The organism is Thioalkalivibrio halophilus (assembly GCF_001995255.1).
Taxonomy (GTDB): domain Bacteria; phylum Pseudomonadota; class Gammaproteobacteria; order Ectothiorhodospirales; family Ectothiorhodospiraceae; genus Thioalkalivibrio; species Thioalkalivibrio halophilus.
Window position 1 is genome coordinate 1 of record NZ_MUZR01000027.1, and the last position, 12,076, is coordinate 12,076.

15 protein-coding genes are annotated in these 12,076 nt (G+C 67.2%); 9 read left to right on the forward strand and 6 right to left on the reverse strand.

The genetic code is table 11. The features are described from left to right. From B1A74_RS14390 to B1A74_RS07965, 3 genes are all read right to left on the reverse strand, one after another. Positions 1-193: hypothetical protein (locus B1A74_RS14390; RefSeq protein WP_208855986.1), on the reverse strand; the 193-nt coding region annotated here is incomplete at its 3' end. Beyond that, positions 190-489 (reverse strand): hypothetical protein, encoded by a 300-nt coding sequence (locus tag B1A74_RS07960; RefSeq protein WP_077244310.1) that lies wholly within the window; start codon positions 487-489, stop codon positions 190-192. The genes B1A74_RS14390 and B1A74_RS07960, both read right to left, overlap by 4 nt. Before the next feature lie 198 nt (positions 490-687). After that, positions 688-1,194, reverse strand: coding sequence for a hypothetical protein (locus B1A74_RS07965; RefSeq protein WP_018947572.1), 507 nt, complete (start codon positions 1,192-1,194; stop codon positions 688-690). 307 nt (positions 1,195-1,501) lie between these two features. Between B1A74_RS07965 and B1A74_RS07970 the strand changes: the two genes are divergently transcribed. Genes B1A74_RS07970 through B1A74_RS07995 form a run of 6 tightly spaced genes read left to right on the forward strand, consistent with a single transcriptional unit; the run spans position 1,502 to position 6,186 of the window. Further along, positions 1,502-2,080: a YqgE/AlgH family protein gene (locus B1A74_RS07970; RefSeq protein ID WP_024329651.1), complete on the forward strand. Its 579-nt coding sequence runs from the start codon at positions 1,502-1,504 to the stop codon at positions 2,078-2,080. Positions 2,081-2,084: 4 nt separating this feature from the next. Further along, on the forward strand, positions 2,085-2,486 hold the full coding sequence (gene ruvX, locus B1A74_RS07975) for a Holliday junction resolvase RuvX (protein WP_018869680.1): 402 nt from the start codon (positions 2,085-2,087) through the stop codon (positions 2,484-2,486). Next, positions 2,476-2,997 carry a bifunctional pyr operon transcriptional regulator/uracil phosphoribosyltransferase PyrR gene (pyrR, locus tag B1A74_RS07980; RefSeq protein WP_077244311.1) on the forward strand — a complete coding sequence of 174 codons (522 nt, stop codon included), beginning with the start codon at positions 2,476-2,478 and terminating at the stop codon, positions 2,995-2,997. Before ruvX ends, pyrR begins: the two co-directional genes overlap by 11 nt. Then, complete coding sequence (locus tag B1A74_RS07985) at positions 2,994-4,004, forward strand: aspartate carbamoyltransferase catalytic subunit (RefSeq protein WP_018869678.1); 1,011 nt, start codon at positions 2,994-2,996, stop codon at positions 4,002-4,004. Before pyrR ends, B1A74_RS07985 begins: the two co-directional genes overlap by 4 nt. Further along, complete coding sequence (locus B1A74_RS07990; protein ID WP_077244312.1) at positions 4,001-5,293, forward strand: dihydroorotase; 1,293 nt, start codon at positions 4,001-4,003, stop codon at positions 5,291-5,293. The genes B1A74_RS07985 and B1A74_RS07990 overlap by 4 nt, the downstream gene beginning before the upstream one ends. Beyond that, complete coding sequence (locus B1A74_RS07995) at positions 5,290-6,186, forward strand: dihydroorotate dehydrogenase electron transfer subunit (RefSeq protein ID WP_018947576.1); 897 nt, start codon at positions 5,290-5,292, stop codon at positions 6,184-6,186. The genes B1A74_RS07990 and B1A74_RS07995 overlap by 4 nt, the downstream gene beginning before the upstream one ends. A 53-nt stretch (positions 6,187-6,239) precedes the next feature. Here the strand turns inward: B1A74_RS07995 and B1A74_RS08000 are convergent, their stop codons facing one another. The 3 genes from B1A74_RS08000 to B1A74_RS08010 all read right to left on the reverse strand — a co-directional run bounded on the left by B1A74_RS08000 (position 6,240) and on the right by B1A74_RS08010 (position 9,669). Next, a complete protein-coding gene (locus tag B1A74_RS08000; protein ID WP_026289033.1) occupies positions 6,240-7,343 on the reverse strand; it encodes a PilT/PilU family type 4a pilus ATPase in 1,104 nt (367 codons plus the stop codon). Between the two features lie 61 nt (positions 7,344-7,404). Next, a complete protein-coding gene (locus B1A74_RS08005) occupies positions 7,405-8,577 on the reverse strand; it encodes a PilT/PilU family type 4a pilus ATPase (RefSeq protein ID WP_024329646.1) in 1,173 nt (390 codons plus the stop codon). Positions 8,578-8,634: 57 nt separating this feature from the next. Beyond that, positions 8,635-9,669: a type IV pilus twitching motility protein PilT gene (locus B1A74_RS08010; protein ID WP_018947579.1), complete on the reverse strand. Its 1,035-nt coding sequence runs from the start codon at positions 9,667-9,669 to the stop codon at positions 8,635-8,637. A gap of 109 nt (positions 9,670-9,778) precedes the next feature. Between B1A74_RS08010 and B1A74_RS08015 the strand changes: the two genes are divergently transcribed. The 3 genes from B1A74_RS08015 to B1A74_RS08025 all read left to right on the forward strand — a co-directional run bounded on the left by B1A74_RS08015 (position 9,779) and on the right by B1A74_RS08025 (position 11,986). Next, positions 9,779-10,477, forward strand: coding sequence for a YggS family pyridoxal phosphate-dependent enzyme (locus B1A74_RS08015; protein ID WP_024329645.1), 699 nt, complete (start codon positions 9,779-9,781; stop codon positions 10,475-10,477). A gap of 27 nt (positions 10,478-10,504) precedes the next feature. After that, positions 10,505-11,326, forward strand: coding sequence for a pyrroline-5-carboxylate reductase (gene proC / locus B1A74_RS08020; protein ID WP_077244313.1), 822 nt, complete (start codon positions 10,505-10,507; stop codon positions 11,324-11,326). 90 nt (positions 11,327-11,416) lie between these two features. Further along, positions 11,417-11,986: a YggT family protein gene (locus B1A74_RS08025; RefSeq protein WP_018947582.1), complete on the forward strand. Its 570-nt coding sequence runs from the start codon at positions 11,417-11,419 to the stop codon at positions 11,984-11,986. Positions 11,987-12,076 lie beyond the last annotated feature (90 nt).

Sequence of the window (12,076 nt, forward strand, 5' to 3'; positions counted from 1 at the left end):
TCGACTCAATGGACACATCCGCCCCGAATTCGGCCGGAAGGCGACCGGTACCCGCGGATACACTCTCCACCGTCCACAGGAACACAAAGAGCAGGGAGATGATCTTCAAGATACCGGAGGCAGCCGTACAGCCTGCGGACTTCAGCGGTAACGGGCTGAATGTCCGGACTTCGTCGACCGCAGGCCCGCTCATGATTTGCGACCGGAGTCCGGCATCAGGAAGAAAACGATCAGAACCACCCATGGCGACAGGTACCATGCGAGCATCACCGGCCCCTGCGCCATCAACGCACCTTCGGGCCGCCCCTGAAAGATCAGGGCCGCGAGGAAAATGCCGACGTTGGGCACCAGAACAATCGGAAGCAGCGCAAGAACGATCCATTTGAACTTTCTCCATCTTCGAACCTGGCGGGAAAACGCAATGATCACGGCCGGCGCGAGGAGGATGACGGCCATAATGCCAATGAGGATCAGATACCCGTAGATCATGCGCGATGCTTTCCATGTCCGGATTGACTGAAAGCGCATGTGCGCATATCAAGCGGTACCAACATCTTTCGCATCCGCATGCGTGGCGGCAGGTGCCGCCAGCGGGCACACATGCGCAAGTCCGAGGGGAGACCAGGTTCGGAACAATCAAGTGCGGGCGTCATACTCATTTCCTCCTTGAACGAAGACGGTCATTGGCTACGGGGAATCCTGCCCGCGAAATTGCATCACCAGCTCATCGAGCTCACGGTCAATCTCTCTCCAGTCGGGAAGGTATTCGAGGGAGAAGAGATACTCGAGCACGATGCCATGACTGAATGCGCTCTTTGCCCTGCAGGTGGGGAAGGGGACATTCTCGGGATCCGAGCAATAGATAACGGATGCTTCGGATTCATCGCGGGGAAGGAAACGGACACCAGCGCCCCGCAGCCCGGGGTCGGGCGGACCCGGATGGGGATGGCGGCGAAGGAAATGCCACGCCAGGGCCAGCGGCACGACGACGAAAGCCAGCAGAACCACGGCGACGAACGCGGCTTCGCCATACCGTGACTCCACAAGCCTGGCCACGCCGGTCATCAGCGCCGGAGGCACAGCCAGCACCGCGGCGGCGTAGAAGACCCGGGTGCGAATCGAGGCCCGCCGGCGTTCCGAGAGGATGCCGACCGCCGCCAGGAAGGCGATCGCGTAGGGAATCAGCCAGCCCATGGGGAGCCCCCGGGCTCACGGCCGTGCGCACGCGAGGTTGCCGCTGGAGCCGGCGGGCGAATAGCACCGCGCGACGCCCCCTTCGCCGATGGAAAATCCAGTGAAGTCGGCGCGGACCAGCAAGGCGCTACCAGCTTCGGTGTTGAACCGGAGACTGCATCGTTCCGTGACGAGTCCATGGTCAATCCCTTTCCATGTTCAGGGGTTAAGCATCGTCGGCGTCAGTTTGTCCTGTCAACAGCGGGTCGTGGCGTATCGCGGAATCCGGTGATTGATCGCAGACCGGCACAAGCCGATACTGGAACCCATGGATACTGCAAGTTCCGGCACTCTGGAATCGAGCCTGCGCGATCAGTTCCTGATCGCCATGCCATCACTCAACGACGGGCTGTTCAGCCACGCCGTGGCCTACATGTGCGAACACGACGCGGAGGGCGCGCTGGGGCTGGTGATCAACCAGCCAACGGAACTCACGCTGCGCGACCTGCTGCAGCATGTGGAGCTGGAGCCCGCTGACGATCTGCCGGAGCTGCCGGTGTTCCGCGGCGGGCCGGTACAGCCGGAGCACGGGTTCGTGCTGCATTCCTCGGAACAGCAGTGGCGCGCGACCCAGCCGCTGACCGACCAGGTCAGCCTGACCACGTCGCGTGACATCCTCGAGGCGATCAATGCCGGCAACGGGCCGGCGCGGGTGCTCATCACCCTCGGACATGCCGGCTGGGGGCCGGGGCAGCTGGAGAGCGAGCTGGGCGAAAACGCCTGGCTGACCGCACCTTCCGATACTGGGATCCTGTTCGAGACGCCGCCGGCGGAGCGCTGGTCGCGCGCGGCCGAACTCATCGGCATCGACGTCAACCTGATCAGCTCCGCCTCCGGGCACGCCTGAGACGGTGGCCTTTCTGGCGTTCGACTACGGGCGCCGCCGCATCGGCGTGGCGGTGGGCGAGCCGCTGACCGGTTCGGCGCGCGGTCTGGTCACGCTGGCCGGCGGGTCGCCGCCGCCGTGGCCCCGCATCGACGCGCTGGTCACGGAATGGCGCCCGGAGGGGTTCGTGGTCGGCTGGCCCACCCAGGCGGACGGCCAGGCGACCCCGCTGGGCCCGGCCATCCGCGAATTCGGCGCGGCGCTCGAAGCGCGCTTCGGCAAGCCGGTATACTGGTCGGACGAGCGCCTGAGCTCGCACCTGGCCCGCGACCGCAGCCGGTCGGGCCGCAACGACCCGGGGCTGGATGCCCATGCCGCGGCCGTCATCCTCGAAGGCTGGTTTCTGGAGAATGCCCATGACGCCTGAAGTCCCCACCCTGCTCGACGACATGGCCGCGCGGACCCGCGAGCTCCTCGAAGCCCGAGGGATCGAGGCCCCGATCGTGGTCGGCATCCATTCCGGCGGTGTGTGGATCGCCGAACATCTGCGCGAGCGCCTGGGCATCCAGCGTCCGCTGGGCAAGCTGGACATCAGCTTCTACCGCGACGATTTCTCGCGCATCGGCATGCATCCGCAGGTGCGCCCCTCGGAACTCCCGGAGGACCTGGACGGCGAACACGTGCTGCTGGTGGATGATGTCCTGTACACCGGCCGCACCATCCGCGCCGCCCTGAATGAGCTCTTCGACTGGGGCCGCCCGGCCTCGGTCTCGCTGGTCGTCCTGGTCGATCGTGACGGCCGTGAACTGCCGGTCTGCGCCGCGGTAGCCGGGGCCCACATGGAGCTGGGCCTGGCCGAGCAGATCAAGCTGCGCGGTCCCGAACCGCTGAGCCTCGAGCGCGTGGCGGTGGAGCCCCCGGAGGGCGCTGACGGATGACGGAGCTGCCTGCCGCGCACACCAGCCGCCTGCCCCAGCCCGGTCCGCTCCCCAACCGCCTGCAGCTGACCGACGAGGGGCAGCTCCGGCACATGCTCACGATCGAGGGGCTGAACCGCACGCTGCTGACGGAGATCCTGGATACCGCCGAATCGTTCGCCAACATGAACGAGAAGGCGGTGAAGAAGGTCCCGCTGCTGCGCGGCAAGACCATCGTGAACCTGTTCTTCGAGGCCAGCACCCGTACGCGCACCACTTTCGAACTGGCCGCCAAGCGGCTGTCGGCCGACGTGCTCAACATCAATGTCAGCACCTCGTCGGCGGTGAAGGGCGAGAGTCTGCTGGACACCCTGCGCAACCTCGAGGCGATGAACGTGGACATGTTTGTGGTGCGCCACGAGGAGAGCGGGACCGCGCATTTCATCGCCCGGCATGCGGCACCGGGGATCAGCGTGCTCAACGCCGGCGACGGGCGCCACGCCCATCCCACCCAGGCCCTGCTGGACATGTTCACCATCCGGCGGCACAAGGGCGATTTCACCAAACTGAAGGTTGCGATCGTCGGCGACATCCTGCATTCGCGGGTGGCCCGCTCGCAGATCCACGCCCTCAACATCCTGCAGACCGGCGAGGTGCGGGTGGTCGCCCCGCGCTCCCTGCTGCCGGCGGATGTCGAGCAGCTGGGCGTGCATGTGCACCATGATCTGGACAGCGGGCTGCAGGACGTGGACGTGGTCATCATGCTGCGCCTGCAGCGCGAACGCATGGAGCACGCCCATCTGCCCTCCGAGCACGAGTATTTCCAGCGCTTCGGGCTCACTGCCCGGCGCCTGCAACTGGCCTCGCCCACCTGCCTGGTGATGCACCCCGGCCCCGCCAACCGCGGCGTGGAGATTGAATCCGCGGTCGCTGACGGCCCCCACTCGGTGATCCTGGAACAGGTGACCTACGGGATCTCGGTGCGCATGGCCGTGATGTCCATGGTGATGGGAGCCCACCAGTCATGAGCGTGGTGATCGAGAACGTCCGCATCCTCGACCCTGCGGACGGTTTTGATGCGGTGGGCGACCTGTGCGTCCAGGGCGAGGAGATCCTGGCCCGTGGCAGCACCCCGGAGGGCTTCGAGCCACGCCGGCGCATCGACGGCAGCGGCCTGTGGCTGTTTCCGGGGCTGGTCGATCTGGCCGCCCGTACCCGCGAACCGGGCGAGGAGCACAAGGCGACCATCGCCTCGGAGGCCCGGGCCGCGGCGCGCGGCGGTGTCACCACCCTGGTCATGCCGCCGGATACCCATCCGCCGGTGGACTCGCCGGCGGTGATCGAGCTGATCACCCGCCGCGCGCGCGAGGCCTGTGGCGTGCGGGTGTACGCCCTGGGCGCCCTGACCCACGGACTGGAAGGCCAGCAGCTGGCGGAGATGGCCGCGCTGATGCGCGCCGGTGCTCCGGGGGTCAGCAACGGGCAGCGCCCGCTCGCCAGCCTCCTGATCCTGCGCCGCGCGCTGGAATACGCCAGCACCTTCGATCTGACCACCGTGCTGTCGGCCCAGGATCCGGCCCTGACCGGCTCCGGCTGCGTGCACGAGGGCCCGGTATCCACCCGCCTGGGGCTGTCCGGCATCCCGGAGGCCGCGGAGACCGCCGCACTGGGTGCGATCCTGGCGCTGGTGGAACAGACCGGGGCGCGGGTGCATGTCGCGCGGCTGTCCACCCGGCGGGGCGCGGAGATGATCGCCAAGGCACGCAGCGACGGCCTCCCGATCAGCGCCGATGTTGCCGCCCACCAGCTGTTCCTCACCGAAGTGGACGTGGCCGAGTTCAATCCCGACTGCCACGTGATCCCGCCGCTGCGCAGCCAGCGCGACCGCGACGGGTTGCGCGCGGCGGTGGCGGACGGCAGCATCGCCGCGATCTGTTCCGACCACCAGCCGCACGAGGCCGACAGCAAGCTGGGGCCCTTCGCCGACACCCTTCCCGGCATCGCCGCGCTGGAAACCCTGCTGCCCCTGACCCTGCGCCTGGTCGAAGACGGACTGCTGAGTCTCGAACAGGCCCTGTCGCGGATCACGAACGGCCCCGCGGAGGTTCTGGGACTGGAACATGGCCGCCTGGCGCCCGGCTCGCGGGCGGATTTCGTGCTGTTCGACCCGGGTGCCCTCCATGACATCCGGCGGGAGCACTGGCTCAGCGCCGGGCACAACACCCCGTTTTTCGACTGGACGTTCGGCGGCGAGGTCCGCGAGACCTGGGTCGCCGGACGCCCCACCTGGAGCCGCCCCGGCGAGGACGACGCATGAATCCGCAGCACCCGCCGCATCGCGGCACCCTGTTCGAGGAGGCCGCGCGCATCCTGTCCCACGAGGATGCCGGAAGTGGTCAGTGGATCCTGCGGGTGGAGGCCCCGGAGTGTGCACGGCGCGCGCAGCCCGGGCAGTTCGCCCACATCCAGTGCTCGCCACGCCTGCCGATGCGGCGGCCGCTGTCGATCCAGCGGGTCAACCCCGATGCCGGCTGGGTGGAATTCCTGTACAAGACGGTGGGCGACGGCACCCGGGCGCTGGCGGAACAGCCGGTGGGCCGCAGCCTGCAGGTGCTGGGACCGATCGGCCGGCCGTTCACGCTGCCCCCGGAGCGGCCGCGGCGCCTGCTGCTGGGTGGCGGCGTCGGCATCCCGCCGATGATCTTCCTCGCCGACCGCCTGCGCCAGCAGGGCGAGGCGGGCACAACCCGTGCGATCCTGGGGTCCGAGGTCCCGTTCCCGTTCCGCCCGCGGCCATCGCAAGTGCTGTGGCCGGGGCTGCCGGACGGCGCCATCGGCACGCTGCCGCTGCTGGAAGACTGGGGGATCTCGTGTCGCCTCACCTCGAAGGCCGGAATTCCGGGGGCGTTCGACGGCTTCGTCACCGACCTCGCGCGCGCCTGGCTGGACGGACTGGACCCCGCCGAACGCAGGGAGGTGGAGATCTTTGCCTGCGGGCCGCACCCGATGCTGGAGGCCTGCGCGGAGCTGGCCGCGGAATTCGACCTGCCCTGCCAGGTGTCGCTGGAGGAATTCATGGCCTGCGCGGTGGGCGGCTGTGCCGGCTGCACCGTGCCGGTGCGCACCGGGGAAAGCGTGGCGATGAAACGCGTCTGCGTCGACGGCCCGGTGTTCGCGGCCGCCGACGTCTTCCCCGAACCGGCCCCGTAAGCTTCCTCCCCGGCTCGGATCGGGGCCGGAAAGGACACGGGGCCCGCGACAGACTATTCGGGCGGCTTGAGCTCTTCCTCGCCACCTTCCTCGGCGGCCCCCACGCCCCCGCCGAAGTTGAGCTTCCACTCGAGGTTGGCGCGCGAATCGGCCTTGCTCAGGGCCTCGTTCAGCATCACGTTGCCCGACTTGAAGAGCTTGACGATCGCCTGGTCGAAGGTCTGCATGCCGACCGAGGCCGACTTCGCCATGATCTCCTTGATTTCGCCGATCTCCTCCTTGTGAATCAGCTCGGAGATGTACGGCGTATTCACCAGCACCTCCAGTGCCGCCACCCGCGAGCCATCCTTCTTCTGTAGCAGGCGCTGGCCGATAATCGCGCGCAGGTTCAGGGACAGGTCCGACAGGATCTGCGAACGGTGATCCTCGGGGAACAGATTGATGATGCGGTCCAGTGCCTGCGAGGCATTGGTCGCATGCAGGGTGGACAGCACCAGGTGCCCGGTATCGGCGTAATTCAGGGCCGCCCGCATGGTCTCGCGATTGCGGATCTCCCCGACCATGATCACGTCCGGAGCCTCGCGCATGCCCTCCTGCAGGGCGTGTTCGTAACTGGGCGTGTCGATTCCGACCTCGCGCTGGCCGATGATCGCCCGCTTGTGCTGGAACAGGAATTCGATCGGATCCTCGACGGTCAGGATATGCCCGGTATCGATGGTCAGGCGATGGTCGATCATCGCCGCCAGCGTGGTCGACTTCCCGGTACCCGTCGAGCCGACCACCAGCACCAGGCCGTCGCGGTAGGTCATGAACTCCTTCAGCACCTCCGGCAGCCCCAGCTGGTCGATGGTGGGCACGGAGCTGCTGATAAAGCGGATGACCATCGCCACTTCGCCGCGCTGGCGATAGACGTTCACGCGGAAGCGGCCCAGCCCCTCGCGGGTGAGGCCGAAATTGACCGCGGTTTCTTCGTCGAAGATCCGCTCCTGATGGTCGTTCATCATCTCGCGGGCAATGCCCTCGGTCTGTCCCTGGGCCAGTGCCCGCCGCGCGATGGGCTGCAGCACGCCATCTACCTTGATGGACGCCGGCGCCCCGGTGAGAAAAAACAGGTCCGAGGCCGATTTCTGCGCCATCAGCTTGAGATAGGGCTCGATCTGGAGCTGGCGCTTCGCGGGTTCACCGGCGGCCGTACCGTCGGAACCGGTGTTCTGTGCTTCAGCGGACACGGAATTCCTCCGGATCGTCTTCCACCGCAATGCCCTCGCCGGTGTCGGCCACCGCCGGGGCACCATCGCGCCGTGCGCGCTCGCTGTCGAGCTTGATGCGCAGGCGCAGGTCGTTCACCGAATCGGCGTTGCGCAGGGCCTCATCGTAGCTGATCTCGTGGTTCTCGTAGAGATCGAACAGCGCCTGGTCGAAGGTCTGCATACCCTGCTCGCGCGAGCGCGAGATCAGTTCCTTCATGTCGTGCACGGCACCCTTCAGCATCAGATCCGCCATCAGCGGGGTGTTGATCAGGATCTCGACGGCCGGGACGCGCCCCTGGTCGTCCTCGCGGCGCACCAGCCGCTGCGAGACGACGGCCTTGAGGTTCAGGGAAAGATCCATCAGCAGCTGTTCGCGCCGATCTTCGGGAAAGAAGTTGATGATGCGGTCCAACGCCTGGTTGGTGCTGTTCGCATGCAGCGTGGACAGGCACAGGTGCCCGGTCTCGGCGAAGGCGACCGCGTAATCCATGGTCTCGCGGTCGCGGATCTCGCCGATCAGGATCACGTCCGGCGCCTGGCGCAGCGTGTTCTTGAGCGCGATCTGGTAGTCGTGGGTGTCCACACCGACCTCGCGCTGGGTCACGATGCTCTTGCCGTGCTGATGCACGAATTCGATCGGATCCTCGATGGTCACGATGTGGTCCGAGGCAGACCGGTTGCGGTGACCGATCATCGCGGCCAGCGAGGTGGATTTGCCCGAGCCGGTCCCCCCGACAAAGATCACCAGGCCACGCTTCTCCATGGTGATCTCTTCCAGCTGCGGCGGCATGCGGATGTCCTCGAAACGCGGGATCTCCGAATTGATCACGCGCATCACCATGCCGCTGCTCCCGCGCTGGGTAAAGACGTTCACGCGGAAGCGCGCAATGCTCGCCAGGCCCACCGCGAAGTTGCACTCCTGATTGCGCTCGAATTCAGCCGACTGCTTGTCGTTCATCATCGCCCGCACCAGCGCCTGGGTGTGCGAGGGCGTGAGTTTCTGCTCGGTCAGCGGGACCACCTTCCCGTCAATCTTGGCGGCCGGCGGCATCCCCACGGTAATGAACAGGTCCGACCCGCCCCGGTCCACCAGGGCCTTCATCAGGTCGTGCATGTACTTGATCGCCTTGTCACGATCCATGGGCATCCTCCGATTGGCGTGGCCGCCCCGCCGGGCGACCACGGCGATGGCTCGGTTTTACAGGGCGTCGGGGTTCACGGCCTTGCGGCGGGCATCCTCACGGCTGACCAGCCCCTGGGCCAGCATGTCCTTCAGGCACTGGTCGAGGGTCTGCATGCCGGTTCCGGCGCTGGTCTGGATGGTGGAATACATCTGCGCGATCTTGTTCTCGCGGATCAGGTTCCGGATGGCCGGCGTCCCCAGCATGATCTCGTGACCCGCAACGCGCCCGCCGCCGATCTTTTTCATCAGGGTCTGCGAGATCACCGCACGCATGGATTCCGACAGCATCGCGCGCACCATGTCCTTTTCCGCAGCCGGGAAGACGTCGATGATGCGGTCGATGGTCTTGGGCGCCGAACTGGTGTGCAGCGTGCCGAACACCAGGTGCCCGGTCTCGGCCGCGGTCAGCGCCAGACGGATGGTCTCCAGGTCGCGCAGCTCGCCGACCAGGATGGTGTCGGGGTCCTCGCGCAGGGCCGAGCGCAGGGCCTCGGAGAAACCGTGGGTATCGCGGTGCACCTCGCGCTGGTTCATCAGCGACTTCTTCGACTCGTGCACGAATTCGATCGGGTCCTCGATGGTGAGGATGTGCCCGTAGTCGTTCTCGTTGCGGTGGTTGACCATCGCCGCCAGCGTGGTGGACTTACCCGAACCGGTGGGGCCGGTCACCAGCACCAGCCCGCGCGGGTAGTTGGCGATGTCCTCGAAGATCTTCGGCGTGGCCAGGTCTTCCAGGGTCAGGACCTTGGAGGGGATGGTCCGGAACACCGCCGCCGCGCCGCGGTCCTGATTGAAGGCGTTGACACGGAAGCGCGCCAGCCCCGAAACCTCGAACGAGAAGTCCGTCTCCAGGAACTCTTCGTAGTCCTTGCGCTGACGGTCGTTCATGATGTCGTAGATCAGGCCCTGCACTTCCTTGTGCTCCATCACCGGGACATTCACCCGGCGCATGTCGCCATCGATGCGCACCATCGGCGGCATGCCCGCGGAGATGTGCAGGTCCGAGGCCCCGTTCTTGACCGAAAACGCCAGCAGCTGCGTGATATCCATTCAATCCCCCGTTGTTCCGGGCCGCCGCGCGCTCCGTCCGTGGCGACCGTGGATGGCGCCGATAAAGACACCACTTCTGATCATGTCTTCAGGACTATATCATAGGCCAATGAGCACGCCAGAAGCCGCCCTCGAACGAGTTCACGCCCGCATCACGCAGGCCTGCCACCGTGCCGGCCGTCCGCGGGATTCCGTCCGCCTGCTGGCGGTCTCCAAGACCCGCGATGTCGCGGAAATCCGGGCCCTGCACCGCCTCGGCCAGACCGCTTTCGGGGAGAACTACGTGCAGGAGCTCATCGACAAGCACGACGCCCTGGAGGCACCCCCGGAACCGGCCGGGATCGAATGGCACTTCATCGGCCCGCTGCAGAGCAACAAGACCCGCGCGGTGGCCGAACGCGCCGCCTGGGTCCACACCCTGGAACGCGAGAAGATCGCGCGACGCCTGAGCGAGCAGCGTCCCGAACACCTCGGTCCACTGCAGGTCTGCATCCAGGTCAATGTCTCCGGCGAACCGCAGAAGGCCGGCGTGGAACCGGACGCCCTGCCGGCGCTGGCGGACGCGATCGCCGCCCTGCCGCACCTGCATCTGCGCGGCCTGATGACCCTGCCGGCGGCCGAAACCGACCCGGAACGCCAGCGCATCCCGTTCGCCCGCCTGCGCGAATTGCGCGACGACCTCTGCCGTCGCGGCCACGAACTCGATACCCTGTCCATGGGGATGTCGGGCGACCTCGAAGCCGCCATCCTTGAAGGTGCGTCGCTGGTGCGCATCGGTACCGACCTGTTCGGCCCGCGTCCCGCCTGAATCCACCCCTTCTGCACCGGAGTCCGCATGCCCCAGCATTCCCGCGAAGTCGCCTTCATCGGCGCCGGCAACATGGGCGAGGCCCTGATCCAGGGGCTGGTCGACAGCGGACGCGCCGCCGACCGCCTGGCCCTCGCCGACACCCGCCCGGAACGCGTCGAAGCCCTGCAAGGCCGCTTCCCCGGCCTGGGCGCCGGCAGCCCGGAAGAACTCGCCGGCGACACCGGCATCCTGGTCCTGGCGGTCAAGCCGCAGACCCTGCCCGAGGTCGCACCGACGCTGCGCGACGCGGTGGCCAGCGGCGACCCGCTGGTGGTCTCCGTGGCCGCCGGGGTCACCACCGCCCGGCTGGGCGAATGGCTGGGACCGCAGGCGCGCATCGTACGGGCCATGCCCAACACGCCCGCGCTGGTGGGCGCCGGTGTCACCGGCCTGTTCGCCGGGCCCGGCGTGGGCGAGGAAGACCGCCGGGCCGCAACGGCCCTGATGGAGGCCGTCGGCCGCGCCCTGTGGGTGGAAGACGAAGAACTGATGCACGCCGTGACCGCGACTTCCGGCAGCGGTCCGGCCTATGTCTTCCTGATCATCGAGGCCATGCAGGCCGCCGCCGAGGAGCTGGGGCTGCCGCCGGAGACGGCGCGCGAACTGACCCTGGGCACCCTGGCCGGCGCCACCCGGCTGGCGGCCAACAGCCCCGAGGATGCCGCGGAGCTGCGCCGGCGCGTCACCTCGCCCGGCGGCACCACCGAACAGGCCCTGAACACACTCGAGCAGGGCGACCTGCGCGGCCTGCTGCGGCGCGCCATGCAGGCGGCGGCGGCACGCAGCGAGGAACTCGGCCGCGGCTAGGGAAACACTGATCATGTCCCTTGGCTTCCCGACAACCCTGGAGGAAAATACGCGTCTTCATTCGCGCCGCGCAGACCGCCAGGAGCCAGCATGAACCCCGGAGCCATGACCACCGGCCAGGAGATCCTTAACTTCCTCATCGGCGTTGCCTTCGGCATCGCCATCATCCTGCTGATGCTGCGGGTCATCTTCGGGCTGGTGCGGGCCGACTACCGCAACCCGATCTCGCAGACCATCCTGATGCTGACCACGCCGCCGCTGAACCTGCTGCGGCCGATCATCCCCTCCATCGGGCGCGTCGACACGGCAGCCATCGTGCTGATGGTTGTCCTCAAATTCCTGGAACTGTGGCTGCGCGTTGCCGTACTGGGCATGGAAGCCGACCCGGTGATTCTGCTGCTGGTGGCCATACGCGAACTCCTGATCACTGCGATCTGGGTATTCATCATCGCCCTGATCGTCGAGGTCGTGATGAGCTGGGTGCAGGCCGGCGGCGGGGGCGGATACAACCCTATCGCGCGACTCGCGGCCGACGTGAACCGCCCCATTCTCGGCCCGCTGCGGCGCATGCTCCCGTCCACCGGGGCCATCGACTTCTCGCCGATGATTGCCCTGGTCGGGCTGTATATCCTGACCATCATCGTGCGCGGGATCTTCTGAGACCCGGCTGCGCAAATAGTGCCAGAAAGACTAGACTCGAAATCAGGGGCGGAACCCGCCGCCCGGCTCCGGTATGGATCCCGGGGCATG

Bases quoted from the DNA above. Each gene is read 5' to 3' on its own strand.
- B1A74_RS07990 (WP_077244312.1), top strand. From the start codon at position 4,001: ATGAGCGTGGTGATCGAGAACGTCCGCATCCTCGACCCTGCGGACGGT.
- B1A74_RS08025 (WP_018947582.1), top strand. From the start codon at position 11,417: ATGAACCCCGGAGCCATGACCACCGGCCAGGAGATCCTTAACTTCCTC.
- B1A74_RS07965 (WP_018947572.1), bottom strand. From the start codon at position 1,194: ATGGGCTGGCTGATTCCCTACGCGATCGCCTTCCTGGCGGCGGTCGGC.
- B1A74_RS08015 (WP_024329645.1), top strand. From the start codon at position 9,779: ATGAGCACGCCAGAAGCCGCCCTCGAACGAGTTCACGCCCGCATCACG.
- B1A74_RS08005 (WP_024329646.1), bottom strand. From the start codon at position 8,577: ATGGATCGTGACAAGGCGATCAAGTACATGCACGACCTGATGAAGGCC.
- proC (WP_077244313.1), top strand. From the start codon at position 10,505: ATGCCCCAGCATTCCCGCGAAGTCGCCTTCATCGGCGCCGGCAACATG.
- B1A74_RS08010 (WP_018947579.1), bottom strand. From the start codon at position 9,669: ATGGATATCACGCAGCTGCTGGCGTTTTCGGTCAAGAACGGGGCCTCG.
- pyrR (WP_077244311.1), top strand. From the start codon at position 2,476: ATGACGCCTGAAGTCCCCACCCTGCTCGACGACATGGCCGCGCGGACC.
- B1A74_RS07960 (WP_077244310.1), bottom strand. From the start codon at position 489: ATGATCTACGGGTATCTGATCCTCATTGGCATTATGGCCGTCATCCTC.
- B1A74_RS07995 (WP_018947576.1), top strand. From the start codon at position 5,290: ATGAATCCGCAGCACCCGCCGCATCGCGGCACCCTGTTCGAGGAGGCC.
- B1A74_RS07970 (WP_024329651.1), top strand. From the start codon at position 1,502: ATGGATACTGCAAGTTCCGGCACTCTGGAATCGAGCCTGCGCGATCAG.
- B1A74_RS07985 (WP_018869678.1), top strand. From the start codon at position 2,994: ATGACGGAGCTGCCTGCCGCGCACACCAGCCGCCTGCCCCAGCCCGGT.